Below are 25,273 nucleotides of genomic sequence, written 5' to 3' on the forward strand. Positions count from 1 at the left end.
CACGCCACCGCAAGTCTTGATACCGCCGTACGGACTGGCCTATTCTGTTGTTTCCACGGGAACAGCAGTCCCAATCCCGGCTCACAAGGCAAGATGAGGTGGATCATGCTGGAAAGGTGCACAACAGCCCAGGAACGCTGGGGCGGAGTCGACCAACTCATCGACCGCTGGCTGGCTGAACGCGAGAAGCTCGTGGGGCACTATATTGCTCTGCGTGATCGACAGGACCCCGACGTCAGCCCACAAACACTACTCAACAATTTCTGCAGCTGTCTGCTGGACTATGTCTCGGCTGGGCATTTCGCGGTCTATGAACACCTGGTGCGCGGCGCTGAAGAAGCGGGCGACGAGCGCGCCCTGGACCTGACTCGCCAGGTTATTCCGCGAATCGAAACGATCACGCAGTTCGCTGTCATATTCAATGATTATTACGGCCCGAAGAATACCCGCGCGCTCAAGCTGGATGTCATGCATTCACGCTTGCTGAAGCTCGGCGGCCTATTGCTGGAGCGCTTTGAACTCGAAGATTGTCTGATCGAAGTGATGCATAACGCTTACCGCAGCACCCATGAAGCAACCGAGACAATGGAGTAATACGTGACCGGTCAAACCGAAGACAACAAGGCCGCCCGAGTCCAGACCCCGCTGCACCTGTTGCAGGTACTGGCGCGCACGCTGAACGAGCATCTGGCAGAGGCCTGCACCCAGGCCGAAGCCGATGCCCACAAGGCGCTGGAGAAGCTCGACAGCGAACACCTGAAGTTGCAGGAAAAGCTCGACGAAGCACAGCAGAAGCTGGCCTCTCGAGAACAGGAAGACGGCAAGCCGGTGGAGAAACTGACCACCAGGATTGAAGAGCTGACCACTGCCATCGCGGCGCTGACCCAATCACGCAATGACGCCCAGGATTATATCCGCCAACTGCAAAGTGATGTCCGTCAGACACTGCGCCTGGCCAAAGGGCTGGATCGTATCGACCTGCAGGTAACCCAGGCCATCGAAAAGCGCGACAGCCCTACACCCGCCGCCCGTTCTGGCGGTCGTCAGGCACCGCGCCGCCCGCGCAACAGAAAGCCCGCTGCCGCCCCGTCCGGGGACGCCGCGGAGTAAGCCATGCATCGCTGTCGCCGACTGCGGTCGGTGGCAGCGGTCTTCATCCCCCTCTCCACGCCAGCTCAGCAAGCTGATCCAACCGCGTACTGCTGGTAGCGCAGCAAAACTGCAAATGCGCCCTGATCCCATGCAACGACTCATCCGATCCTGTCAGGCCTTCGCATAGCTGTGCCAACTGCGCCAGCTGATGCCATTCCGCCGCCAGCTCACAGGCTTTGACCTGATCTCGCAAGGTGACTGCGCCTGGATCGCCAGTCAAGCTCCGCCGCACCTGTCGCAGCGGCTCGATAACCTGCTGCCGCCAAGGCGACTGCCGAGCATGCAGCGATTGCCACAATGCCTGGTCCGCTGCAACACCACGCGACCCCAGCCAGCATGCTGTGAGCAGCAGTAACACATCCTCTCCGGCCTCATCCTGCAAGCTCAGCAACAGCGTTTCCACTCCCGGCTGCGCGTACAGCTGTCCCGCGTACTCGGCCAGCGACAATCCTCTCATCGGATACCTCACACTGATATACTCCGCGCCATGATAAAGATCGATTCCCTGACTCTGCAACGCGGCCCGCTGCGACTGCTGGAAAACGCCAACCTGACCCTGCATCCGGGCCAGAAAGCTGGCCTGCTCGGTACCAATGGCGCAGGCAAATCCAGCCTGTTCGCGCTGCTGCGCAACGAACTGACGCCCGATGCCGGTGATTGCTCGCTCCCGGCAGATTGGCGCATTGCCCATATGCGCCAGGAGATAGATGACCTGGAGCGACTGGCCGTCGACTATGTACTGGATGGCGACCAGCGTCTGCGCACCATCCAGCGCCAGCTGGCAGAAGCCGAGCAGCAGCACAACACCAGCCAGCTTGGCACCCTGTACGCCGAACTGGAAGCCCATGACGGTTTCAGTGCCGACAGCCGCGCACGCACTCTGCTGGCAGGGCTGGGTTTCAGCTCAGCGCAATGTGAGGTCCGGGTCGGTGACTTCTCCGGCGGCTGGCGGATGCGCCTGAATCTGGCCCAGGCATTGATGTCACCCTCCGATCTGCTGCTGCTCGACGAACCCACCAACCACCTGGATCTGGACGCCATCCTGTGGCTGGAAGACTGGCTGAAAAGCTATCAGGGTACTTTGTTGCTGATCTCCCATGATCGCGACTTCCTCGATGCGGTGGTCGAGCATATCGTGCATATGGAAGCTCGCCAGCTAACGCTTTATCGTGGTGGCTACAGCCAGTTCGAGCGCACCCGCGCGGAACGTTTGAGCCAGCAGCAGGCCGCCTTCGAGAAGCAACAGACCCAGCGCGAACATATGCAGAAGTACATTGCCCGGTTCCGCGCTCAGGCGACCAAGGCGCGCCAGGCACAGAGTCGCCTCAAGGCGCTTGAACGCATGGAGCTGCTCAGTCCGGCGCATATGGACTCGCCATTCAATTTCAGCTTCCGCGAAGCGGACAGCCAGTCCAATCCGCTGCTGGATCTGCGCGAAGCTGCACTCGGCTACAACGGCTCGGCCATTCTGCAGCACGTCAAGCTGCAGCTGGCACCCGGCGCGCGCATCGGTATTCTTGGCCCGAACGGCGCGGGCAAATCCACCCTGATCAAGACGCTGGCCGGCACCCTGCCACTGCTCGCCGGCGAGCTGAAGACCGGTGAGCACCTGGCGATCGGCTATTTTGCTCAGCATCAACTGGACAGCCTCGACCCGGAGGCCAGCCCGCTGCTGCATCTGGCACGCATTGCACCGCAGCAGCGAGAGCAGGAGCTGCGCAACTTTCTCGGCGGCTTCGACTTCCACGGTAGCCGTGCCGAAGAACCGGTGCTGCATTTCTCCGGCGGCGAAAAGGCGCGTCTGGCTCTGGCGCTGATTGCCTGGCAGAAGCCCAACCTGCTGCTGCTGGACGAACCGACCAACCACTTGGACATGGAAATGCGCCATGCCCTGACCGTAGCCCTGCAGAACTTTGAAGGCGCCATGCTACTGGTTTCCCACGACCGAGCACTGATCCGCGACACCACTGACGAACTGTGGCTGGTCGCCGACGGCAGGCTGTCCACCTATACCGAAGACCTGGACAGCTATACCCGCTGGCTCGCCCAGTTTCGCCAACAACAGGCCAACCTGGCTGCCGGCAGCGAGTCGGCAGACACCGAACCCCGTGTCGATGCCAAAACCCAGCGCCGTCAGGCGGCAGAACAACGCCAGCGCCTTGCCCCATTGAAGAAGGTGGCGGACAAGCTGGAGAAGCAGCTGGAAACCGCACAGCAGAACATGCAGGAAATCGAGACGGCCTTGGCCGACAATGACCTGTACAGCGATGCCAACCGCACTCGACTCAAGGAGTTGCTGGCACGCCAGGCCGATGGCCAACAGCGCATCGACGAGCTGGAAATGCAGTGGCTGGAAGCCCAGGAAACTCTTGAGCAGTTGCAGGCAGAGCTGTCCGACTCATGAGGAACTGACGAGCAATGACTTTGTGGATTGACGCCGACGCCTGTCCCCGCCCGGTACGCGACATCATGTTACGCGCCGCTCGCCGGCGGGAACTGCAGCTGGTACTGGTAGCCAACAGCTCGCTGGGCCTGGCCGCAGCTCCCGGTGTGCGTCAGGTGGTGGTACCGGGCGGTGCAGATGTGGCTGACCTGTACATCATCGAGCATTCGCAGCCAGGGGACCTGGTCGTCACTTCCGACATCCCCCTGGCTGATGGGCTGGTGCGCCGTGGCGTCACCGCCATCAACCCGCGCGGTGAGATCTACGATCAGGGCAGCATCGGCGAACGCCTCGCCGTACGCAACCTGATGGACGAGCTGCGCGGCGCCGGTCTGGCCGGCCGCGGCGGCCCGCCTCCTTTCAGCGACAAGGACAAACAGTCCTTCGCCAACGCGCTGGATCGGTTGCTGGCGCAGGGGCTGGGCAAGTAACCACACGTCTCGAAGGACAGGCTTGCGGCAGAGGCCAGTGCGGTAGCTGCGCGAGCACAGTGCCTTCACGAGCGATGAGGCTGCCGCTACGGGTAAAAGGACACCCCGGGCGCTGAAGCGGCGGGGCATATCGGCGATATAAGCCTCATGGCCAGCATTGCACGGACATCCGGCCTGCCATACATGCAAGCCTCTCTATACCACTCAGACTCTGACCGGGAGAAAACAATAGCGTAAAGCCATCCCCGTTCTGCCAACCCCCGCACATCCTGCAAAGTTTGCACTTTAACCCAGGTCTGCAGGGGATTAATCTCCGCGGTTCATGCAGGAGAATGCCCGGACTGGTGCCGGCTCGCATCGCCGGACAAGGATCATCCCGCCCCATGCAAACCGATTTGAACACATTTTCCCTGGCCATCGCCTTGGTCCTGGTCACGCTGGGCATGACCCTGGTGCTGATCATGGCTGCCTGGCATTCCGGCAGCGAAAAAGGTTTACGGCATTGGGCGCTGGGCAATCTGGCACTGACTATGGGGCTGGTATTAAGCATCAGCCAGGGCCTGCTGCATCACAGCCTCTCGCAGATTCTCGCCACCGGCCTCATGGTGCTGGGCCTGGGGGTCATCTGGCTCGGGGTGCGTGCTTTCAAAGGGCTGAGCCAGCCTCAGGTCGGACCTATTCTGGCCGCACTGCTAGTCATGCTGATTCTCGGGTACTTCCATTACATACAGGACAGTGCCGCAGCGCGATTGACCACTACCGGCATCTGGTTGGGTGTGCTGTGCCTGATGTCCGCGCGCGAACTGCTGGTCTCGGCGACCGCCCCACTGCGCCGCGCCTACTGGTTTACCGGCGGGATCATGCTGCTGAGTGGTATCGGCCTGCTGTTGCGCACTGCAGCAGGCTTCCTCGGCGCACTGCTCGACGTCGGCATCACCGATAAGGAGCTTCAGCACGCCACGCTGTTGAGTGTGATGGTAGCGCAGATAGGCATGGCTGGCGGCTTCATACTCATGACCCATTACCGCACCATAATGGCCCTGCAACAGCTATCCGAGCACGACGCTCTGACCGGCACGCTGAATAGACGCAGCATGCATGATCAAGCCCAGACAGTGCTCGACACCACTCGACAGCATGGCCTGCCGGCTACGCTGGTCATGCTCGACGCCGACCATTTCAAGCGCATCAATGACGAATTCGGGCATCAGACCGGAGATGCCGTGCTTTGCCATCTGGTAACGCGAATCCGCTTGCACATGCGCAGTAATGATTTGCTCGGGCGCTTTGGCGGTGAGGAATTCGTGCTGCTGCTGCCAGGCGTCGATGCCAGCGATGCGCTGGAGATAGCCGAACGTATCCGCCTCGCCGTCAACAATCACCCGGAGAATATCTCCGATCAACCGGTGATGCTCAGCATCAGCCTGGGTGTTGCCAGCACCGACTTGCACGGGCACGACTACAACGCCATGGTGTCTGCCGCTGATGGTGCCTTATACCGGGCCAAGGCGCTGGGGCGCAATCGAGTCGAGATGTGCAGTGCAACCGATTCCCCGGTGCGCGACAAGATGGCCCTACGTTTACTGTCCCAATTCCGTCATAATCTCGACGTATAAGGAAGGTCGAGGGTTCCGCCACCCGTTCCGGCCCGTCCCGCCTGATCTTCCCGTCATTCATCAGATCGGTGTTTCACACCATGGGAGTTACAGTGAGTCAGCCTGCCAATCGTCCGTTTCCTCTGTCCCGCATGCGTCGCGCACGCAAGGATGAGTTTTCCCGTCGGTTGATGCGTGAGAATCGCCTGAGCACGGATGATCTGATCTATCCGGTATTCGTGCTCGAAGGCACCGGCCAGCGCGAGCCAGTAGCGTCCATGCCGGGTATCGAGCGTCTGTCCATCGACCTGCTGCTGGAAGAAGCTGCCGAGCTGGTCGAGCTGGGTATTCCCGCCGTAGCGCTGTTTCCGGTGACCCCGACCTCCGCTAAGTCACTGGACGCTGCCGAAGCCTGGAACGCGGAAGGCCTCGCCCAGCGTGCCACCCGGGCGCTGAAAAAGCAGTTCCCGGAACTGGGCGTGATCACCGACGTTGCGCTCGACCCCTTCACCACACATGGTCAGGACGGCATCATCGACGAGCAGGGCTATGTCCTGAATGACATCACCGTCGAGACGCTGGTCAAACAAGCGCTGTCCCATGCCGAGGCTGGTGCCGACATCGTCGCCCCCTCGGACATGATGGACGGGCGTATCCGTGCGATCCGTGAGGCGCTGGAAGCCGCCGGGCATATCAACACCCGGATCCTGGCCTATTCGGCCAAATACGCCAGCGCCTACTATGGTCCGTTCCGTGATGCCGTGGGCTCGGCCAGCAACCTGGGCAAGGCCGACAAGGCGACCTATCAGATGGACCCGGCCAACAGCGACGAAGCCCTGCACGAAGTGGCGCAGGACCTGTCCGAAGGTGCGGATATGGTGATGGTCAAGCCAGGCATGCCCTATCTGGACATCGTCCATCGGGTCAAGGAAGTCCACAAGGTGCCGACCTTTGTTTATCAGGTCAGTGGCGAATATGCGATGCACCAGGCAGCGATCGCCAACGGCTGGCTGAGCGAGGCAGTGATCATGGAGTCGCTGACCGTGATCAAGCGCGCCGGCGCCGATGCCATTCTCACCTATTACGCAAAACATGCCGCGCGACAATTGCGCAACATGAAATAACTTCAGAGGACCTCATGCAGGACACCAACAACGACTCAGAATTGCAGCCCGAGCCCACTCCTGCGCAGGCGCTCCCCACCGCCACGGCTCGCCGGCAGAGTATTTTGCCGGCTGCCATTGCACCACCGGAGCTGGTGGAGGTGACTGCGCCGGCAGCGGATATCAATGCGCCGGAGCTGTACATCCATCGCGAACTGTCGCAGCTGCAATTCAACATTCGCGTACTGGAACAGGCGCTGGATGAGTCCTACCCGTTGTTGGAGCGCCTCAAGTTCCTGCTGATCTTTTCCAGCAACCTGGATGAGTTCTTTGAAATCCGCGTCGCCGGCCTGAAGAAACAGATCACCTTTGCCCGCGAACAGACCGGTCCGGACGGGCTGCAACCGCAGCATGTCCTGAGCAAGATCAGCGAGATTGCGCATCAGGAGGTCAACCGCCAGTATTCGATCCTCAATGACGTGCTGCTGCCGGCGCTGGCCAGAGAGAAGATCCGCTTCATCCGGCGCCGCCAATGGACCTACAAGCAGACGCTGTGGGTACGCCGCTTTTTCCGCGACGAGATCGCACCTATCATCAGCCCGATCGGCCTGGACCCAACGCACCCGTTCCCACTGCTGGTGAACAAGAGCCTCAACTTCATCGTGCAGTTGGAAGGTATCGATGCCTTTGGCCGCGATTCCGGTCTGGCAATCATTCCGGCTCCACGCTCGCTGCCGCGCCTGATCCGCATTCCGGATGAACTGTGCGACGATGGCGACAACTTCGTGTTCTTGTCATCAATGATTCACGCCCATGCCGATGACCTGTTCCCCGGCATGAAGGTGCTTGGCTGCTATCAGTTCCGGCTGACCCGCAACGCCGACCTGATTGTCGACCCCGATGAGGTTGACGATCTGGCTCGCGCTCTGCGTGGTGAGTTGCTGTCGCGCCGCTATGGCGATGCGGTGCGGCTGGAAGTAGCCGACAACTGTCCCAAACCGCTGTCGGACTTTCTGCTCAGGCAGTTCGGCTTGAGCGAATCGGAATTCTATGAGGTCAACGGTCCGGTCAACCTGACCCGGCTGTTTTCGATTACCGGCCTGGAGAATCGCCCGGAGCTGCAGTTCCCGTCGTTCAGTCCGGGCATTCCCAAACTGCTGTCCAGCGCTGATAACCTGTTCCAGGCGATTCGCAAACAGGACATCCTGCTGTTGCACCCTTACGAGTCGTTCAGCCCGGTGGTCGATCTTCTGCGTCAAGCCGCGCAGGACCCGTGCGTGCTGGCGATCAAGCAGACCCTGTATCGCACCGGCGCCAACTCGGAAATCGTCAATGCGCTGGTCGAGGCTGCACGTAACGGCAAGGAAGTCACCGTAGTGATCGAGCTGCGCGCACGCTTCGATGAAGAGTCAAACCTGCAGCTGGCCAGCCGTCTGCAGCAAGCCGGCGCGGTGGTGATCTACGGGGTGGTCGGTTTCAAGACCCACGCCAAGATGATGCTTATCCTGCGCCGAGAGGACAAGCTCCTGCAACGCTATGCACACATGGGCACCGGCAACTACCATTCCGGCAACGCCCGTCTGTACACCGATTACAGCATTCTGACCTCGGACGCCGCCCTCACTGAAGATGTGCACAAGCTGTTCAACCAGCTGATCGGTATGGGCAAGGCACTGCGCATGAAGAAATTGCTGCAGGCGCCCTTCACCCTGAAGAAACGACTGCTGGAACTGATCAACCGTGAAGCTCTGGCGGCTCAGGCCGGCAAGCCGGCGCACATCATCGCCAAGGCCAACGCGCTCACCGACGCCAAGATCATCAAGGCGCTGTACAAGGCATCACAGGCGGGAGTGAAAATCGAGCTGATCATTCGCGGTATGTGCTGTCTGCGTCCAGGCATCCCGGGGGTGTCGCACAATATTACTGTGCGCTCGATCATCGGGCGCTTTCTCGAGCACAGCCGGGTCTACTACTTCCTCGGCGAAGGTCAGGAACAGGTGTGGATGTCGAGTGCCGACATGATGGAGCGCAACCTGGATCACCGGGTGGAAACCTGCTTCCCGCTGGAAGGCAAGAAGCTGATTACCCGCGCACGTCAGGAATTGCAGACACACCTGACTGACAACACCCACGCCTGGATACTGCAGCCTGACGGCAGCTATATCCGTTGCACTCCGACCGGCAACCAGATTTCCCGCAGCGCACAGGGTGCGCTGCTGGATAAACTGGCCAGCTCGCCTCAGCGCGCCGTCAACGTGTAACCGATCTTCGCCCAGTATTGCGACTCTTGGGCGAAGTCGGCCTGGGTCAACGGATTGGCCTTCAGCCAACCCGGCGGGAAGCGCAGCGTCAGCTGCGTATCCCTGGCCTCGACCTGCAGCTCGGGCATGTCCTGAAAGCCGCGAATGTGGTGATAAAGAATCGCCAGCCGCAGCAACATGCACAGGCGCCGCAACGCAGGGCCGTCTTCGCCCACCTCGGCAACGCGATCTTCTCCCGGCAGGCTACGTCGATGACCGCGCACCAGCAATGCCATCGCCTGCTGCTCCTGACGTGAAAACCCGGGTAGATCGGCATGTTCAATCAGGTAAGCGCCATGCTTGTGATACTGGCTATGCGCGATATCCATACCGATTTCGTGAACACGTGCGGCCCAGCTGAGCAGATCCGCATGCTTGCTGTCGGTCAGCCCCCACGGCTCCGCCACCTTGCTCAACAGACTCAGCGCCTTCTGTTCGACTCGGGCCGCCTGCTCGGCATCGACATGGCTGCGCTCAGCCAATGCGGACAAGGTCCGCTCACGCACATCCTCATGCTGATGACGCCCGAACAGCTCGTACAGCACACCCTCGCGCAACGCCCCTTCAGAGAGTTCCATGCTCTGTATCTGCAAGGCATCAAACAGCGCCTCGAGAATAGCCAGCCCCGCGGGCAGGATGGGACGACGTTCAGCCTTGAGTCCCTGCAGGCTGAGCTTGTCCACATGATTGGCCTTGAGCACCTTGCGCTTGAGCCATTGCAACCCCTCGCGGTGCACCTCGCCATTGCTCAGTTCAGCACCGCGCAGGCATTGAGCAATAGTACGAATGGTACCGGATGCGCCAACGGCTTCCTGCCAGCCCACACGCTGAACGCTCTGTTCGATCCGCATCAGCTCCAGGCGCGCAGCGGTATACGCCTGGTTATACCCTGAGGAGGAAATACGACCGCCGTCAAAGAATTTCTGGCCGAATGAAACACAGCCGAAATGCAGACTCTCACGCAACACCGATTCGAAGCGCTCACCGATGATGAACTCGGTACTGCCGCCGCCAATATCCACCACCAGCCGCTTGCCGGCATCATCGGCCAGGGTATGGGCCACACCGAGATAGATCAGCCGCGCCTCTTCCCGCCCGGAAATCACATCCACCCGGTGGCCGAGCACGTCCTTGACCTTGTTGATGAAAACATCACGATTGTTCGCCACTCGCAAGGTGTTGGTAGCAACAATACGAACCGCGCCGGCGGGAAGCCCATTGATCAGTTGAGCAAAGCGCCGCAGGCAATCTACTCCGCGCTGCATGGCTTCTTCGCTGAGGTTGTTCTGCTCATCCAACCCGGCACCCAGCTGTACTTTTTCGCCGAGCCGCTCAAGAATCCGTATTTCTCCGTGGTCCACTCGAGCCAGTACCATATGGAAACTGTTAGACCCCAGATCTATGGTCGCCACCAGCGGAAAGTCCGTGTGTTCTGTCTGCGCCATGCGTATCCCCTATGTGTGATGGGGGAATATTACCTTCCAATTGCCAGCATTGCCCGCCTGCTGCGACAAACTGTGCAGCAAGTGCTCGGAAGAGCGGCTGTCTGTTGACGTTTCACACCAGCGTAGGGTGATGCTATCATCCACTTCATTGCACTTGGCTAACCCTATTTCCTGGAGAAACTCATGAGTGATTTGATTGTGCACGTCACTGACGGCAGCTTCGAGGCAGAAGTGCTGAAGGCCGACGGCCCTGTCCTGGTTGATTACTGGGCGGAATGGTGTGGCCCGTGCAAAATGATAGCCCCGGTGCTGGATGACATCTCGCGGGACTACGAAGGCAAGCTCAAGATCTGCAAGCTGAACATCGATGAGAACACCGACACTCCGCCAAAGTACGGTGTACGCGGTATCCCCACGCTGATGCTGTTCAAGGATGGCAATGTAGAAGCGACCAAGGTCGGCGCTCTGTCCAAATCCCAGCTGGCGGCCTTCCTCGATAGCAATATCTGATTTATCAGGCACCCCCGGTCCGCCGGGGATGCACTTTTCTTGATCAAACATGTAGACGCAACCGCCCAGCGGTGCTAGATTTGTTTTCCAACTCCCTGCCGCACCCTGCGGCAATGGCTTCCCTACTTGCCAAAATCCATCGCCCCATCCTCACATGGCGGCTGTTACCAACCCCGTCCTGCCGAAAGACGCATAACTCACCGAACCTATGAACCTGACTGAACTCAAGCAAAAACCTATAACCGAACTGCTGGAAACCGCCGACCAGATGGGCCTCGAGAATATGGGCCGATCACGCAAACAGGATGTGATCTTCGGCATCCTGAAAAAGCACGCCAAAAGCGGTGAAGATATCCACGGCGATGGCGTACTGGAAATTCTGCAGGACGGTTTCGGGTTTCTTCGATCGGCTGATTCTTCCTATCTGGCCGGGCCCGACGACATCTATGTCTCCCCCAGCCAGATACGCCGTTTCAATCTGCGTACCGGTGATAGCATTGCCGGCAAAATCCGGCCACCAAAGGATGGGGAGCGCTACTTTGCCCTGTTGAAGGTTGACTCGATCAACTTCGACCGTCCGGAAAACACCAAAAGCAAGATCCTGTTCGAAAACCTCACCCCCCTGTTCCCTGATGATCGTCTGAAGATGGAAGCCGGCAACGGCTCTACCGAAGACCTGATGGCGCGGATCATTGATCTGTGCGCCCCGATCGGCAAGGGTCAGCGCGGTCTGCTGGTGGCACCGCCGAAGGCCGGTAAAACCTTGATGTTGCAGAACATCGCTTCGAACATTGCACGCAACAACCCCGAGTGCCATCTGATCGTCCTGCTGATCGACGAGCGCCCGGAAGAAGTGACCGAAATGCAGCGCACCGTGCGCGGCGAAGTGGTCGCCTCGACCTTCGACGAGCCGCCGAGCCGTCACGTTCAGGTCGCCGAAATGGTCATCGAGAAGGCCAAGCGTCTGGTTGAACACAAGAAAGACGTGATCATCCTGCTCGACTCCATCACGCGCCTGGCTCGCGCTTACAACACCGTCATTCCCAGCTCCGGCAAGGTACTGACCGGTGGTGTCGACGCCCACGCACTGGAGAAGCCCAAGCGTTTCTTCGGCGCCGCACGGAACATCGAGGAAGGCGGCAGCCTGACCATCATCGCTACCGCGCTGGTGGACACCGGCTCGAAGATGGACGAAGTGATCTACGAGGAATTCAAGGGCACCGGCAACATGGAGATCCACCTGGATCGCAAGATTGCCGAGAAGCGCGTTTTCCCGGCAATCAACATCAACCGCTCCGGTACCCGTCGCGAAGAACTGCTGACCAGCGAAGACGAGCTGCAGCGGATGTGGATTCTGCGCAAGATCCTGCACTCCATGGACGAAATTGCCGCTATCGAATTCCTGTTGGATCGTCTGAAAGACACCAAGACCAACGATGAATTCTTCATGTCGATGAAACGCAGCAAGAACTGATCCAGCCAAACACGGCGAGCGGGCACCACCCTCTCGCCGTGGTTTGCCTTTTTGCAGCACCCCGCAGTCGGTATGATGCCGCACAACACACCCCTTTCATGGGCGGCGCGGCTGAAACCAAACAGCTTGCCGCTTGAAGCTTGAGGCTTAAAGCTGCCATGCAATACTCCGATCTTCGAGATTTCATCAAGGGACTGGAACAGCGCGGTGAGTTGAAGCGCATCCAGACACCCGTATCACCCATCCTGGAAATGACCGAAGTCTGCGACCGTACCCTGCGCAAGGGCGGCCCGGCTTTGCTGTTTGAAAATCCCACTGGATTCGACATGCCGGTACTCGGCAATCTGTTCGGCACTCCCGAGCGGGTCGCTCTGGGGATGGGCGCCAATGATGTCAGCGAACTGCGCGAGATCGGAAAGCTGCTGGCCTACCTGAAAGAACCCGATCCACCGAAAGGCCTGAAGGACGCTTGGTCCAAGCTGCCACTGGTGAAGAAGGTCATCTCCATGGCGCCCAAGGTGGTGCGTGATGCACCCTGCCAGGCGACCGTGATCGAAGGTGAGGATGTGGATCTGTCGCAGATCCCGGTTCAGACCTGCTGGCCCGGCGACGCCGGTCCACTGATCACCTGGGGGCTGGTGGTTACCCGTGGCCCGAACAAGGACCGGCAGAATCTCGGCATCTATCGCCAGCAGGTGATCGGTCGCAACAAAGTCATCATGCGCTGGCTCAGCCATCGCGGCGGTGCGCTGGATTTCCGCGAGTGGTGCGAGAAGCATCCCGGCGAACCCTTTCCGGTGGCCGTGGCACTGGGTGCCGATCCGGCAACCATCCTCGGCGCGGTAACCCCGGTACCCGATACCCTGTCCGAATACGCCTTTGCCGGCCTGCTGCGCGGCCAGCGTACCGAGCTGGTCAAGTGCCGCGGCTCGGAGCTGCAGGTGCCGGCGGGTGCGGAAATCGTGCTGGAAGGCGTGATCCATCCCGGCGAGATGGCCGATGAAGGCCCCTTCGGCGACCATACCGGCTACTACAACGAAGTGGACAGCTTCCCGGTATTCACCGTCGAGCGCATTACTCAGCGGGAAAAGCCCATCTATCACAGCACCTACACGGGCCGCCCACCGGATGAGCCGGCGGTGCTGGGCGTGGCGCTGAATGAAGTCTTCGTGCCGATCCTGCAAAAGCAGTTTCCGGAAATCACCGACTTCTACCTGCCGCCCGAAGGCTGCTCCTATCGCATGGCAATCGTATCGATGAAGAAGCAGTACCCCGGCCATGCCAAGCGGGTCATGCTCGGTGTATGGAGCTTCCTGCGCCAGTTCATGTACACCAAGTTCGTCATCGTCGTCGATGATGATATCAACGTGCGCGACTGGAATGACGTGATCTGGGCCATCACCACCCGCATGGACCCCAAACGCGATACCGTGATGATCGACAACACGCCGATCGACTATCTTGATTTTGCTTCGCCGGTCTCCGGTCTGGGCAGCAAGATGGGATTGGATGCCACCAACAAGTGGCATGGTGAAACCACGCGCGAATGGGGCACGACAATTGTTCAGGACCCGGCCGTAAAACAACGCATCGACGCCATCTGGTCCGAACTGGGAATCGATTGATGAAAGTGACTCTTCAGCCTTCGGGGCATGTCATTGAACTGCTGCCAGGCGAGCGCATCATCGATGCTGCTCGCCGCTTGGGCTTCGATGCACCGCAGAGCTGTCGCAATGGCAATTGCCATATTTGCGCTGCCAACCTGATCAGCGGACGGGTATTGCAGAACGGCACCGAGCGCCGCGGTGGCGAGTTGTTCACCTGCATTGCCGAGCCGCTGGAAGACTGCGAAGTGGAGTGGGAAAACGTACTGGCGCCCGATGAACTGCCATTGCGCAGTCTGGCGTGCCAGGTAGTCAACATCCAGGATCTGGGCGGCGACGTCTGCCAACTACAGCTGCGAGCCCCAGCGGGCAAGCCGCTGCGCTATCACGCCGGGCAATATCTGTTGCTGGAACGTTTCGATGGTGAGCTGTCGGCTTTTTCAATCGCCTCGGCACCCCATGAGGGCCGGCTGCTCGAACTGCATATCCTGGTCCGCGAACAGAACACCGTGGCGCTGGTCGAGCATATCCGCCAGCAGGGTATCGCGCGCATCAAAGCCCCCCTGGGTGATTGCTGCCTGCCACGGCTGCCCGACCGGCCGTTGGTGCTGATCGCCGCCGGTACCGGCCTGGCGCAGATGCAGAGTCTGACCGAGTATTGTTTGCAGCAGGGTTTCGAGCGACCTGTTCACCTGTATTGGGGCGTGCGTCAACCCGAGGACTTCTATCAGGCACCGCATTGGGATCATTGGCAGCAGCAGCCCAATGTCTATCTGCACAAGGTGGTCAGTGATGTACCGGACTGGGACGGTCGCCAAGGCATGCTATCCGAAGCCGTGTGCGAGGATCTGGCCAATCTGGCCGATTACGAATTCTTCCTGTGCGGCTCACCGGCCATGGTCTACGGCACCCTGGATGCCCTGCTGGCTGCCGGCGCGGTCGAGCAGCAAATCCATTCGGATGTGTTTGCCTACGCGCCACGCTAAGCCAACTCACAGGCCCTCTCCCACTGAGCAGCACAAGCACCACTGTCTGCCGTGGGAGCAGGCCGCTCCCACAAGAGCAACCACCGATTACCCCAGCGCTTTTGGCTGCGGCAACTCCGGCAGATCATGCACCATCAGCGTAAACCCCTGACGCAGCATCTTCTGGCTGGCCTGGTGCTCACCCAGATGCTCCAGCAACCTGACCAGCTCGGCGCAGGTCTGAATATCCCGACGGCTGGCGAAACTCGCTTCAAAATACTCCCGCGCCTTGCCCCACAGGCTGTTACGCAAAGCCAGCCTGCCCAGCGCCAGCAACAGCGTCGCATCCTGCGGGTGATCGGCCAGCCAGCGCTCGGCAGCATCCAGCTGACGCGCCGGGTCAGCGCCGCGCACCAGCCCATAGATATGCACCAATCGATCGTTGTAGGTGTGCCCCAGAGTTTCACGCAAGACTTTCTCCGCATGCACTTCGGCGCCGGACGCACGCAGCTGCAGGCAGTAGGTCTCGACCAGCACCATATCCTGCTTCAGCGGCTTGGGCAGACGCTCCCAGACCGTGCTGACCGGGTTGGCTTCGCCGGTAGGCAGACTCTGACCGCGTTGTCCCGCCTGGATCAGCAGAGCAATATAAACCTGCCGTTCCAGGGCCTGTTGATCGGCCTCGCTGTACAGCTTGTTGCGGTGCAGCTCAGGCAACAACTGCTCCAGCCGCTCCCAGTCTTCCAACCGCAGGTACAGCTGCCCCATCAGCTTCAAGGCATACAGATGCTTGGGGTGCTCCTTGCGCACACGCGTCAAGGTCGCCAGCGCCTGCTCCAGCTGGCCGCGGGATATCTGCAGCTGCGCCTGAGTGACCGCGATGGCCACATCGGCGTTAGGGGTGGTTTCGTAGGCTTCACGCAGCAGCCTGTCGGCCTCGCGGTAATCCTCCAGCTCATGCGCGGCGCGGGCCGCTGCCAGATAGTTGATCAGCGGCTGCTCAGCGTGCGGCGCGGCACGACGCAGCAGACGCAGACTGTTGGCCCAGTGACCTTCAGCGAACTCCAGCAGCCCTCGGGTAGTGATCTGATTGGCGCGGCGGGCACGGTTGTGTCGTGACCAGGGGTTTACCCGCCGGCTGGAGGCATTGATCAGCCGCACCACTGCCCGCAGCAGAACCAACAATAGCCAGAGCGCCAGCAGAAAACCGAGACCGACCCAGACGCTGGTTTCGATCGACATGTTGCGCCAGGCAATCAGCAGGTAGCCCGGGTCCTCGGCTACCGCCATGCCCAGCAGTGCTGCGATCAGCAGAACCACCAGCACCGCTACATAGCTTTTACTCATCAGCGGTCTCCCCACTGACTACGGGACTCTTGCGGCTTTGCACATACGCCGCAAGCCCTTGCTGCAATGGCGCCAGGTCGGGCGGCGTCACGCTCACCCGCTCGCTGCTGAGTTTAAGCAGGCGGCTCTGCATGGCGCGAACCTTTGGGTTATCCAGTTCAAAGAATTGTTCCAGTATGCCAGCGGCCCGCTGCAGAGTGTCCTGATAGATCTCACCTTCGCCGCGCAGCACCGCCCATTGCGCCTGTTCCAGCGTCAGTTGCAGAGTACGCTTGATCCGCTGCATTTCTGCATCATCCAGCAGGGGAGTGATGACCTTGCCGCGCTGGAAGTCGACCCGCACATAACGTTCCAGGCGCATCAGCATGCGCTCACCACGGGTACGACGGGCCAGACGATCCTCGAACTCCTCTTCAGGAGTCACCTCGTTCGGATCAAATACCGGCACTGGCAACGCGGTCAGGTCGACAACCTGATCATGCAGTGCACCCAGCTTGAGAAACAATCCGGAACGGTCAACCAGCGGCTGAGCTTCCAGCTCGGCCTGATAGCGTGCCAACTGCTCACGTACAGCGAACACGCCACTGTCGGGTTGCGCCTGGAGGATATGATCCACCGCCTCCAGCAACTGGCGCGCCGAGGCTACGTCCTGCGCCGCCAACAGACGCAGCGAAGCCAGGCGCAGCAAGTACTCGGCCTCGGCCAGCTTCCAGTCCGCCCGGGCATCACCCTGCAAGGTATCCAGGCGCTGGCTCAGCGCTTGCTGGCTGCGCTGCAGATCAGAGGTAAGCCTTTGAAATTGCTGCCACTCATCACCAGATGGCAGCCCTGCCAGTTGCTGCTCGGCGGCTTGCCGATTTTGCTGTTGGCTGTTGCGCAACTCGGTGAGGCGGTTATCCAGCTGCACCTGTCGGCCCTGCTCCAGTTGCTGCGCCTGATACCACTGCCAGCCGGATAATCCCAGCGCAGCCAGCCCCACCAGCAATGCCAGCAGCGCTATACCGCGCCCAGCCCCACCTCCACCAGAACCGCGCGTCGCCGGCTTGCTCGGCGGCACCTTGGGTGGCGGCGCTGCACTGCTGCCGGCGACCTTGTCGGTGCTATTGTTCGACGGCGTCCCGGTTGCCGGACCCGCGTTCGTTGCCGACGCCGGTGCAGTATCCGTGGAGGGTTGGTTGGCGCCTTGATTGTTGTCTTTTGTCGGTTCCACGCATTTCCCCTTATGGCGTGAGCGGGTGCGCCTTCACGGCGGCGAGTACATTGTCATCGTCTGCCCCCTGGCAGACCACCACATCGGTGCAGCCCAACTGCTGTGCCAGGCTGGCAATCCGCGCTCCCGGTACCCAGCAACGCCAGTGGCGCTGCTGCTCCCATGCTGATCCGGCCGCGCGCTGCCAATGCTGCAACGCTTGACCACTGAGTATCACTATTGCTCTCGCGCCCTGCTCTGCAGCCACGTTCAGATCGCTGGCCAGCGTTGCCGGCATACTGCGTTGATACAACTCCAGTAAATCTACCCGGCCCCCAGCATTCACTATGGTCGAGGCCAGATGGTCACGTCCACCCATACCACGCCAGATCAGTACACGCAGATCCGGCAGGCTCAGCAATCGTTGCCAGGCCGGCAGGCGCAGCAAGGCTTCACTGTCTTGACCGTCCTGCGGGATCTGCACCGGCAGACCATAATCTTCCAGCACGGCTGCCGTGCCCGCCCCCACCGCAAACCACTCAATGCCGGCGGGAGGCTGCGGCCAATAAACATCCATTCGCTCCAGTCCCTGCCGAGCCGCTATCGGGCTGACCACCATCACTGCATGATAACGGTCCAGCTCCAGCATCAGGCTACGCTGCTCCGGCGTTTCCGGCTGCGGATCGATCTGCAGTAACGGCAGACTGGTGCCGGTGATGCCCTGCGCCTGCAAGCGCTCAGCGAGGCGGCGGTTGTCTGCGTCCGAGCGCGTCAGCAACAGCGCTGCGCTCACTGCCCGTCCGCCTCCCGGTAGACTGCATCGAGAATCTCCTGCGCGCCCTGGCGCAGCAGATCTTCAGCCACCGCAACGCCCAACTGTTCCGGCTCGGATTCGGGGCCACGTGCTTCGGCGATCAGCAAACGCTGGCCGTCTGGATCACCGACCAGCCCACGCAGCCAGATTTCGCCATTGGCGCGCTCGGCATAACAGGCAATCGGCACCTGACAGCCGCCATTCAGATGACTGTTCAGCGCACGCTCGGCACGTACCCGCAGCGCGCTGTCAAGATCGTTCATCGGCGCCAGCAGGGCATGCAGCTCGGTATCCTCGCTACGGCACTCGATGCCTACGGCACCCTGACCACCCGCCGGCAAGCTCAGCTCCGGCGCAAGGCAGCTGCGGATACGCTCATCAAAACCCAGACGCTTGAGACCCGCAGCCGCCAGGATGATGGCGTCGTAATCCCCCGCGTCCAACTTGGCCAGACGCGTATTGACGTTGCCGCGCAGGAAACGGATCTGCAGATCCGGGCGACGCGCCATCAGCTGGGCCTGACGACGCAGACTCGAGGTGCCGACCACACTACCCTGGGGCAGCGCATCAATGGATTCATAGGTATTGGAAACGAAGGCGTCACGCGGATCGTCGCGCTCACAGATAACATACAGCCCCAACCCGTCGGGGAACTGCATGGGGACATCCTTCATGGAGTGCACGGCGAGGTCAGCTTCATCAGCCAATAGAGCGGACTCCAGCTCCTTGACGAACAAGCCTTTACCGCCGATCTTGGCCAGCGGAGAGTCCAGCAGCTTGTCACCGCGGCTGACCATGGGAACCAGGCTGACAGTCAGCCCGGGATGTAACTCTTCAAGACGCGCCTTGACGTATTCGGCCTGCCACAGGGCCAGTGCGCTCTTGCGGGTGGCGATTCGCAGATGTCTCATGGGATTCTCGCTGTCTACCAACAGGCATGATACGCGATGCCTCGGCCATCATCCACGCGTGGCAATGACGCAGCCGAATCACAACCCTTCCATCAGCTTGCGCAACCCCGGCACATGCCGGCGACTCACCGTCAGCGTCTCGTCCGGGAGACCCTTGAGGTGCAGATGGAAATGACCCATGGCGCTACGCTGCAGGCGCTCGATACGGCTGCGCGCCACCAGTGCGTTGCGATGGATACGCACAAAATGCTCACCGAATTCATCCTCCAGCGCCTTCAGCGGCTCATCCAGCAGCACCTCTCCCTCACTGTGGCGCAGCGTCACATATTTGTGGTCGGCGACGAAGTAGAGCACATCCTCGATCGGCACCAGCTCTACGCCCTTGCGGGTGCGGGCACTGATATGGCTGCGCGCCTGCTGCGTCTCGCTGGCGATACCGGCCTTGCCCAGACTGGCCAGTTGCATACGATTGAGCTTCTGCGCCTTGTCCAGCGCATCAGCCAGATCCTCGCTGCGTACCGGCTTGAGCAGATAGCCGACCGCGCTGACCGCGAAGGCTTCCAATGCATACTCGCCATGGGCGGTGCAGAACACCACGGCAGGGGCATCGCTCAGCTCACATAGCCGCGCCGCGGCTTGCAGACCATCCATACCCGGCATGCGAATATCCAGCAGCACTATGTCAGGATGCGATTTTTCAACCAGTTCCAGCGCCTCGTGCCCGTTGGCGGCCATGTCCGGCAGTACGGTGTAGCCCGGCAGGGCCGATACCAGCCTGGCCAGGCGCTCTCGGGCAAGAGGTTCATCATCGGCGATAAGTACTTTCATGCCTGAATGACTTCCTGTGCGTTAAGTGGACGGTTGCTTACAAGGATAGACCAGCTTGCTGAAGTAGCGCGGTCCGTCCTGCCACGCTTCCACTCTGGCCGATGGTCCGAACAGGGCGGCCAGGCGCGCGCGGATATTATTCAGCGCCATGCTCGCGCCTTGATGCTCCGATTGCTGTGGACAACTATTGGAGACCTGCAGTTCCACGCAGCCGTCAAGGTAGCGTCCTGTAACGCTGATGTACCCTCCATCGATGCTCGGCTGCAGGCCATGCAGAATGGCGTTTTCCAGCAATGGCTGCAGTGTCAGCAACGGCATCGGCAAGCCTTCAGGCAGCTCGTCCACCGTCCATATCACCCGAAGCCGCTCACCCAGGCGGTACTGCTCAATGCGCAGATAACCGCGGCACAGGCGGTATTCCTCACCCCAGGTCGCTACCGCCTCAGTGTCGGCGAGGTTGGCGCGAAACAGGTCGGACAGATCAAGCACGGCGCTTTCCGCCTTGTCCGGTTGGCTGCCGATCAGGCTGACGATACTGTTGAGACTGTTGAACAGGAAATGCGGGCGGATACGCGATTGCAGCGATTGCAGACGCGCCTGCAGCGCCGCCTGATCATGCAGTTGCCATTGCTGCTGGAGATAGAAATAGCGCAGCAGCATGCTGGTCATGATCAATGCAATCAAGCCATGGCGCAGCAGTTGCTCGATGCGCCATGGCGGGCTGCCGGCCATGCCCTGATAGAGCACCCAGTCGGCAAGCACCGTAAATATCAGTGCGAGCCCAACCACCACCGCATAACAGCAAGCGATAGCCACGCCCAGCGGACGACGACGCATCCAGCTACGCAAGCGACACAACAGCGCCGCAGATAACAGCACTATCCACTGTACGAACAGTGATGCCAGAGCCAACTGCAACCAGTCGAAGCCCTCCGCAGCCGGTTGTGCCAGCACCCAGACCAGCACCATCAGCTCGGCCAGCACGACCAAGGTGAATACCGCTACGGGCGAGCACAGGTCCGGAAGAAAAAAATCCTCTCCCGCCTGAGGCTTGTTCAATAAAGACCAGAATCCATTCATCGTCGCAGTGTCCGCCAGCAGGACGCGATCGTGCAAGCCTGAAATGCTATGCTATGCCTCTTTTCATCTATATCAGCGGAACGATCCGACACATGAGCCAAGATCAGACTACCAACCAATCCTGGGGTGGCCGTTTCAGCGAACCGGTGGACGCCTTCGTCGCCCGCTTCACTGCTTCGGTCGATTTTGACAAGCGCCTGTACAAGCACGACATCCAGGGCTCCATCGCCCATGCCACCATGCTGGCAAAGGTTGGTGTGCTGAGCGACAGCGAACGCGACACCATCATCGACGGCCTGCGTGTGATCCAGGACGAAATCGAAGCCGGCCAATTCAACTGGCAGGTGGATCTGGAAGATGTGCACATGAACATCGAGGCGCGTCTGACCGATCGCATCGGCATCACCGGCAAGAAGCTGCACACCGGCCGGTCGCGCAATGATCAGGTAGCCACCGATATCCGTCTGTGGCTGCGCGAGGAAATCGATATCATCGTCGCCGAGCTGGAACGTCTGCAGCAGGGTCTGCTGGTCCAGGCGGAGCAGCATGCCGCGGTGATCATGCCTGGTTTCACCCACCTGCAGACTGCCCAACCGGTAACCTTCGGCCACCACCTGCTGGCCTGGTTCGAGATGCTCTGCCGTGACCGTGAACGCCTGCTCGACTGCCGCAAGCGGGTCAACCGCATGCCACTGGGCAGCGCCGCGCTGGCCGGTACCACCTATCCCATCGACCGCCAGTTGACCTGCGAACTGCTGGGCTTCGACGCGATCTCCGGCAACTCGCTGGACGGCGTGTCCGACCGCGACTTCGCTATCGAATTCTGTTCTGCCGCCGCACTGGCGATGATGCACATGTCGCGCTTCTCCGAGGAGCTGGTGCTGTGGACCAGTGCCCAGTTCAACTTCATCGAGCTGCCCGACCGCTTCTGCACCGGCTCATCCATCATGCCGCAGAAGAAGAACCCCGACGTACCGGAACTGGTGCGTGGCAAGTCCGGCCGTGTATATGGCCACCTGATGGGCCTGCTGACCCTGATGAAGAGCCAGCCGCTGGCCTACAACAAGGACAACCAGGAAGACAAGGAACCGCTGTTCGACGCTGCCGATACCCTGCGCGACTGCCTGCGCGCCTTTGCCGACATGATCCCGGCGATCAAGCCCCGCGAGGATGTGATGCGTGAGGCAGCACTGCGCGGCTTTTCCACTGCCACCGACCTCGCCGACTACCTGGTACGCAAGGGACTTCCGTTCCGCGATTGCCACGAGATCGTTGGGCACGCGGTCAAATATGGCGTGGACAGCGGCAAGGATCTGGCGGAGATGAGCCTGGACGAACTGCGTCGCTTCAGCGACCAGATCGAGCAGGACGTGTTCGAGGTGTTGACCCTGGAAGGCTCGGTGAATGCACGCGACCATATCGGCGGTACCGCGCCGGCGCAGGTACTGGCTGCGGTGCAACGTGGCCGCGAGCTGCTGAACAGCTGATGGCCAAGCAGAACGCACCCGGCGACCGCCCTCGTTATCGGATCAGTGCCGACCGCCAGTCGGCACATCGCCGTGTGCGCTATGTGGAAAGCAGCCATCCCGATGATGGCGAATGCACGCTCTGCCAGCTGGATGAGCTGGCAGAGCGCGAACAGATCGAACAGCCCACCCCCACGGCAAACATCGCCGACCAGAAACCCACCGACAAGTAGCAGATTGACCGTGGTTTACAGGAAGAACGCCACGAGTTGGATACTCCGAACCCACCCAGACAACGTAACGATCATTACCTCCATGTACATTTCTTTCCGAACAATCAGGTGCGCCTCGCATGGGACAAAACTATGGATATCCCAACTGATATCGCTGGCGATAGAACAGGCCGCCACCCAAGGCGCATATACCCGGTCCGCAATCGTCACAGGCTAATACTCACCTTCAGCCAATCAACCCCTCAGCCTTCAACGCTGCCTGCACCGCCGGACGCTCGGCAACACGGCTGGTGTAGCTGCTCAGCACCGGCCAGGGCGATAAGTCGACCTTCAGCATTTTGCTCCAACTCAGAATGGTGAACAGATAGGCGTCGGCGACGGTGAAGTCATCACCCATCAAATACTGTTTTCCTTCCAGTTGCCCAGCGATATAACCGAGGCGCTGGGCCAGGGTTTTCTTGACCTGCACTCGCCATTCTTCCGGCATTTTTGGATTGAACAATGGGCCGTAGTTCTTGTGCAGCTCGGTGGTGAGAAAGTTGAGTTTTTCCTGCAGATGGTAACGCGCCATGCTACCGGAGGCCGGCGCCAGCTTTTGGTCAGGCACCTGATCCGCCAGATAACCGAGGATAACCACTGCCTCAGTCAGGGTTTCACCATTATCCAGAACAAGCGCGGGCACATAGCCATTCGGGTTGATCTTGGTATAGTCGCCGCCACTGGCGGTTTTCTTGCTGGCCAGATCAACCTGCTCCCTGTCGAAGGAAAACCCGCCCTCATTGAGTATGATGTGGACCGCCTGCGAACAGGCTCCGGGACTGTAATACAGCTTCATATCGAGTCTCCTCATGGGTAGCTGATGATGCGGGGTGGACGAATCACACCCCGGCGAGACACCAGCATAGCTCCTTATGAGAGAGTCAGCAGATACCCACTTTCAGAGCTGCGCGCTGACCGACAACACGAAACTGCCAGCCCCTTCGTCACCGTAAGTACTGTTCGTCAGCTGATACTCACCCGCTTCCAGATACAACTCCAACTGGGCATTAGTACCGCCAGCACTGTCGTCATCCAGCTCTTCCAGTCCTTCTCCCTGCACACTCAGCATTGCATCGAAATCCGCTGAGCGCAGAGTGACCCGGTAACGACCAGCCTGCTCTACGTACAGCTTGACTGTGGTCGGCTGCCCTTCTGCCAGGCGCCCCACACGGGTTTCGTCAGGAGCGATACGATCACCAAGCTGATCCACTTCGGTCAGCTCCGTATGCAGGGTGAACACCCCTTCACCATTGCCGTGCTGCGCGGCATTGATGCGGTAGGTTCCCGGCTCGACCAGCACGCTCAGCAGGGCGTCATGGCCGCCACCGCTGTCGTCGTCACGCACATTGATACCCGCTCCAGTCAGTCCCAGAAGACTATCGATATCATCCGACTGCATGCTGACCTGCAGCAGGCCGGACTGCTCGACAAGCAGCCGATAAGTCTGCGGTTGGCCGGTCAGCATACCGGTGGCCTCTTCACCCAGATTCAGCGCATCGCCATCACCCAGGGTCACCCCTTCAGGCATTTCCCAGCGCTTGAAGCTCAGACTGTAGACCCCTTCGTCGCTGGTATCGATACCCCCGGCAATCAACTGATAGCTTCCCTCCGGCAGCATCGTCAAGACACGCGAGTCGGTCCCGCCAGCACCGTCGTCATCGGTTCGGTTGAGCCCCTTGCCACGCAATTTCAGTACGGTATCGAACTCCGTAGAGCGCATCACCAGCTCGTACAACCCTTTCTCTGCGATCTGCAGATTGTACTGGTTGCCGTTATTCACACTGCCAGCCTGCAGCTGTCCAAGGATCTCGGCGCCCAGCTCCAACTCACCCTCGTTGATGAGTTCACCAGTATTCAGCTCGACACGGAAAGGCCCGAAATCACTGGCACTTTTGCCACTGACCGCAAGGTGGTACACACCATCCTTTTCCGGCTGTAGAAACAGGCTCTCGTTACGCGGACCGCTGATCAGCTCACCTTGCTCTGACAACAGCAACAACACAGGCTGACTCAATGCACCACTGGTTTCCACCCGATAGACGCTGCCGCCTTGCAGTTGCAGATCGAAGCTCTGATTACGGGAGCCATCGTTCAGGTTGATCGGGCTCTGGCTGGACAGCTCGCCAGACAAGGTAGCAGGTACCTCACTCACGACCGGGGTAGTCGCCGCCGTCGGTTCTTTACAGCCAGACAACAGGATCGCAAGGCCCGCCAGTGGCAGGGCGACAGCACGGGGTGAAAACTGCATGGAGTATCCTTATCTTAAGCTCGATTACACGAAAAAACGCCCGACAATCAAGGGATTGCCGGGCGAAGAGCCAGAACTATAAAACGTATTTCAGCG

The 25,273-nt window shown here is 60.2% G+C and carries 23 protein-coding genes; 13 read left to right on the forward strand and 10 right to left on the reverse strand.

Annotated elements, in window-relative coordinates; genetic code table 11:
• The first annotated feature begins 105 nt into the window (after positions 1-105).
• Together rsd and INT39_RS07425 are read left to right on the forward strand one after the other, a co-directional pair.
• Positions 106-594, forward strand: a complete 489-nt coding sequence (gene rsd, locus INT39_RS07420; protein WP_193073329.1) for a sigma D regulator — start codon at positions 106-108, stop codon at positions 592-594.
• 3 nt (positions 595-597) lie between these two features.
• The gene (locus tag INT39_RS07425; RefSeq protein WP_193073330.1) at positions 598-1,110 is read left to right on the forward strand and encodes a hypothetical protein; all 513 of its coding nucleotides are present in this window, start codon (positions 598-600) and stop codon (positions 1,108-1,110) included.
• A gap of 43 nt (positions 1,111-1,153) precedes the next feature.
• Here the strand turns inward: INT39_RS07425 and INT39_RS07430 are convergent, their stop codons facing one another.
• Entirely contained in the window at positions 1,154-1,609 is a 456-nt protein-coding gene (locus INT39_RS07430; RefSeq protein WP_193073331.1) for a TIGR02444 family protein, read from the reverse strand.
• A 30-nt stretch (positions 1,610-1,639) separates the two neighbouring features.
• Between INT39_RS07430 and INT39_RS07435 the strand changes: the two genes are divergently transcribed.
• From INT39_RS07435 to ppk1, 5 genes are all read left to right on the forward strand, one after another.
• A complete protein-coding gene (locus tag INT39_RS07435; RefSeq protein WP_193073332.1) occupies positions 1,640-3,556 on the forward strand; it encodes an ATP-binding cassette domain-containing protein in 1,917 nt (638 codons plus the stop codon).
• A gap of 14 nt (positions 3,557-3,570) precedes the next feature.
• Positions 3,571-4,026: a YaiI/YqxD family protein gene (locus INT39_RS07440; RefSeq protein WP_193073333.1), complete on the forward strand. Its 456-nt coding sequence runs from the start codon at positions 3,571-3,573 to the stop codon at positions 4,024-4,026.
• A gap of 383 nt (positions 4,027-4,409) precedes the next feature.
• The gene (locus INT39_RS07445; protein WP_193073334.1) at positions 4,410-5,642 is read left to right on the forward strand and encodes a GGDEF domain-containing protein; all 1,233 of its coding nucleotides are present in this window, start codon (positions 4,410-4,412) and stop codon (positions 5,640-5,642) included.
• 92 nt (positions 5,643-5,734) lie between these two features.
• On the forward strand, positions 5,735-6,745 hold the full coding sequence (gene hemB / locus INT39_RS07450) for a porphobilinogen synthase (protein WP_413468907.1): 1,011 nt from the start codon (positions 5,735-5,737) through the stop codon (positions 6,743-6,745).
• Positions 6,746-6,759: 14 nt separating this feature from the next.
• A complete protein-coding gene (ppk1, locus tag INT39_RS07455; protein ID WP_193073336.1) occupies positions 6,760-8,985 on the forward strand; it encodes a polyphosphate kinase 1 in 2,226 nt (741 codons plus the stop codon).
• Here the strand turns inward: ppk1 and ppx are convergent.
• A complete protein-coding gene (ppx, locus tag INT39_RS07460; RefSeq protein ID WP_193073337.1) occupies positions 8,964-10,469 on the reverse strand; it encodes an exopolyphosphatase in 1,506 nt (501 codons plus the stop codon). The two genes, ppk1 and ppx, sit on opposite strands and share 22 nt — an antisense overlap.
• A 183-nt stretch (positions 10,470-10,652) precedes the next feature.
• Between ppx and trxA the strand changes: the two genes are divergently transcribed.
• The 4 genes from trxA (at position 10,653) to INT39_RS07480 (ending at position 15,043) form a co-directional block, all read left to right on the forward strand.
• Positions 10,653-10,979 (forward strand): thioredoxin TrxA, encoded by a 327-nt coding sequence (gene trxA, locus INT39_RS07465; protein WP_193073338.1) that lies wholly within the window; start codon positions 10,653-10,655, stop codon positions 10,977-10,979.
• Positions 10,980-11,187: 208 nt separating this feature from the next.
• Positions 11,188-12,453, forward strand: a complete 1,266-nt coding sequence (rho, locus tag INT39_RS07470; RefSeq protein ID WP_193073339.1) for a transcription termination factor Rho — start codon at positions 11,188-11,190, stop codon at positions 12,451-12,453.
• Positions 12,454-12,611: 158 nt separating this feature from the next.
• Entirely contained in the window at positions 12,612-14,078 is a 1,467-nt protein-coding gene (ubiD, locus tag INT39_RS07475) for a 4-hydroxy-3-polyprenylbenzoate decarboxylase (protein ID WP_193073340.1), read from the forward strand.
• Positions 14,078-15,043 (forward strand): CDP-6-deoxy-delta-3,4-glucoseen reductase, encoded by a 966-nt coding sequence (locus tag INT39_RS07480; protein WP_193073341.1) that lies wholly within the window; start codon positions 14,078-14,080, stop codon positions 15,041-15,043. The genes ubiD and INT39_RS07480 overlap by 1 nt, the downstream gene beginning before the upstream one ends.
• Positions 15,044-15,130: 87 nt before the next feature.
• Here INT39_RS07480 and INT39_RS07485 read toward each other — a convergent pair whose 3' ends face one another.
• From INT39_RS07485 to INT39_RS07510, 6 genes are all read right to left on the reverse strand, one after another.
• Positions 15,131-16,369, reverse strand: coding sequence for a heme biosynthesis HemY N-terminal domain-containing protein (locus tag INT39_RS07485; protein WP_193073342.1), 1,239 nt, complete (start codon positions 16,367-16,369; stop codon positions 15,131-15,133).
• Entirely contained in the window at positions 16,362-17,579 is a 1,218-nt protein-coding gene (locus INT39_RS22790; RefSeq protein WP_193073343.1) for a uroporphyrinogen-III C-methyltransferase, read from the reverse strand. Before INT39_RS22790 ends, INT39_RS07485 begins: the two co-directional genes overlap by 8 nt.
• Positions 17,580-17,589: 10 nt before the next feature.
• Positions 17,590-18,351, reverse strand: coding sequence for a uroporphyrinogen-III synthase (locus INT39_RS07495; protein WP_193073344.1), 762 nt, complete (start codon positions 18,349-18,351; stop codon positions 17,590-17,592).
• Positions 18,348-19,283 (reverse strand): hydroxymethylbilane synthase, encoded by a 936-nt coding sequence (hemC, locus tag INT39_RS07500; protein WP_193073345.1) that lies wholly within the window; start codon positions 19,281-19,283, stop codon positions 18,348-18,350. Before hemC ends, INT39_RS07495 begins: the two co-directional genes overlap by 4 nt.
• Before the next feature lie 78 nt (positions 19,284-19,361).
• Complete coding sequence (locus INT39_RS07505) at positions 19,362-20,111, reverse strand: LytR/AlgR family response regulator transcription factor (RefSeq protein WP_193073346.1); 750 nt, start codon at positions 20,109-20,111, stop codon at positions 19,362-19,364.
• Between the two features lie 21 nt (positions 20,112-20,132).
• Positions 20,133-21,227, reverse strand: coding sequence for a sensor histidine kinase (locus tag INT39_RS07510; protein ID WP_319021333.1), 1,095 nt, complete (start codon positions 21,225-21,227; stop codon positions 20,133-20,135).
• 56 nt (positions 21,228-21,283) lie between these two features.
• Between INT39_RS07510 and argH the strand changes: the two genes are divergently transcribed.
• A complete protein-coding gene (argH, locus tag INT39_RS07515; protein WP_193073347.1) occupies positions 21,284-22,678 on the forward strand; it encodes an argininosuccinate lyase in 1,395 nt (464 codons plus the stop codon).
• Positions 22,678-22,890, forward strand: coding sequence for a hypothetical protein (locus tag INT39_RS07520; RefSeq protein ID WP_193073462.1), 213 nt, complete (start codon positions 22,678-22,680; stop codon positions 22,888-22,890). The genes argH and INT39_RS07520 overlap by 1 nt, the downstream gene beginning before the upstream one ends.
• A 226-nt stretch (positions 22,891-23,116) precedes the next feature.
• On the opposite strand, the gene gstA is transcribed toward INT39_RS07520, so the two are convergent.
• Together gstA and INT39_RS07530 are read right to left on the reverse strand one after the other, a co-directional pair.
• The gene (gstA, locus tag INT39_RS07525) at positions 23,117-23,725 is read right to left on the reverse strand and encodes a glutathione transferase GstA (protein WP_193073348.1); all 609 of its coding nucleotides are present in this window, start codon (positions 23,723-23,725) and stop codon (positions 23,117-23,119) included.
• Between the two features lie 102 nt (positions 23,726-23,827).
• Positions 23,828-25,177 (reverse strand): hypothetical protein, encoded by a 1,350-nt coding sequence (locus tag INT39_RS07530; RefSeq protein ID WP_193073349.1) that lies wholly within the window; start codon positions 25,175-25,177, stop codon positions 23,828-23,830.
• Positions 25,178-25,273: the final 96 nt, after the last annotated feature.

The organism is Pseudomonas sp. FME51 (genome assembly GCF_014897305.1).

What these genes read in the sequence shown, in the direction of transcription:
- argH (WP_193073347.1), top strand. Translation starts at nt 21,284, where the DNA reads ATGAGCCAAGATCAGACTACCAACCAATCCTGGGGTGGCCGTTTCAGC.
- INT39_RS07445 (WP_193073334.1), top strand. Translation starts at nt 4,410, where the DNA reads ATGCAAACCGATTTGAACACATTTTCCCTGGCCATCGCCTTGGTCCTG.
- INT39_RS07480 (WP_193073341.1), top strand. Translation starts at nt 14,078, where the DNA reads ATGAAAGTGACTCTTCAGCCTTCGGGGCATGTCATTGAACTGCTGCCA.
- INT39_RS07485 (WP_193073342.1), bottom strand. Translation starts at nt 16,369, where the DNA reads ATGAGTAAAAGCTATGTAGCGGTGCTGGTGGTTCTGCTGATCGCAGCA.
- INT39_RS07520 (WP_193073462.1), top strand. Translation starts at nt 22,678, where the DNA reads ATGGCCAAGCAGAACGCACCCGGCGACCGCCCTCGTTATCGGATCAGT.
- rsd (WP_193073329.1), top strand. Translation starts at nt 106, where the DNA reads ATGCTGGAAAGGTGCACAACAGCCCAGGAACGCTGGGGCGGAGTCGAC.
- INT39_RS07430 (WP_193073331.1), bottom strand. Translation starts at nt 1,609, where the DNA reads ATGAGAGGATTGTCGCTGGCCGAGTACGCGGGACAGCTGTACGCGCAG.
- trxA (WP_193073338.1), top strand. Translation starts at nt 10,653, where the DNA reads ATGAGTGATTTGATTGTGCACGTCACTGACGGCAGCTTCGAGGCAGAA.
- INT39_RS07440 (WP_193073333.1), top strand. Translation starts at nt 3,571, where the DNA reads ATGACTTTGTGGATTGACGCCGACGCCTGTCCCCGCCCGGTACGCGAC.
- ppx (WP_193073337.1), bottom strand. Translation starts at nt 10,469, where the DNA reads ATGGCGCAGACAGAACACACGGACTTTCCGCTGGTGGCGACCATAGAT.
- rho (WP_193073339.1), top strand. Translation starts at nt 11,188, where the DNA reads ATGAACCTGACTGAACTCAAGCAAAAACCTATAACCGAACTGCTGGAA.
- INT39_RS07505 (WP_193073346.1), bottom strand. Translation starts at nt 20,111, where the DNA reads ATGAAAGTACTTATCGCCGATGATGAACCTCTTGCCCGAGAGCGCCTG.
- ubiD (WP_193073340.1), top strand. Translation starts at nt 12,612, where the DNA reads ATGCAATACTCCGATCTTCGAGATTTCATCAAGGGACTGGAACAGCGC.
- ppk1 (WP_193073336.1), top strand. Translation starts at nt 6,760, where the DNA reads ATGCAGGACACCAACAACGACTCAGAATTGCAGCCCGAGCCCACTCCT.
- INT39_RS07435 (WP_193073332.1), top strand. Translation starts at nt 1,640, where the DNA reads ATGATAAAGATCGATTCCCTGACTCTGCAACGCGGCCCGCTGCGACTG.
- gstA (WP_193073348.1), bottom strand. Translation starts at nt 23,725, where the DNA reads ATGAAGCTGTATTACAGTCCCGGAGCCTGTTCGCAGGCGGTCCACATC.
- INT39_RS07530 (WP_193073349.1), bottom strand. Translation starts at nt 25,177, where the DNA reads ATGCAGTTTTCACCCCGTGCTGTCGCCCTGCCACTGGCGGGCCTTGCG.
- hemC (WP_193073345.1), bottom strand. Translation starts at nt 19,283, where the DNA reads ATGAGACATCTGCGAATCGCCACCCGCAAGAGCGCACTGGCCCTGTGG.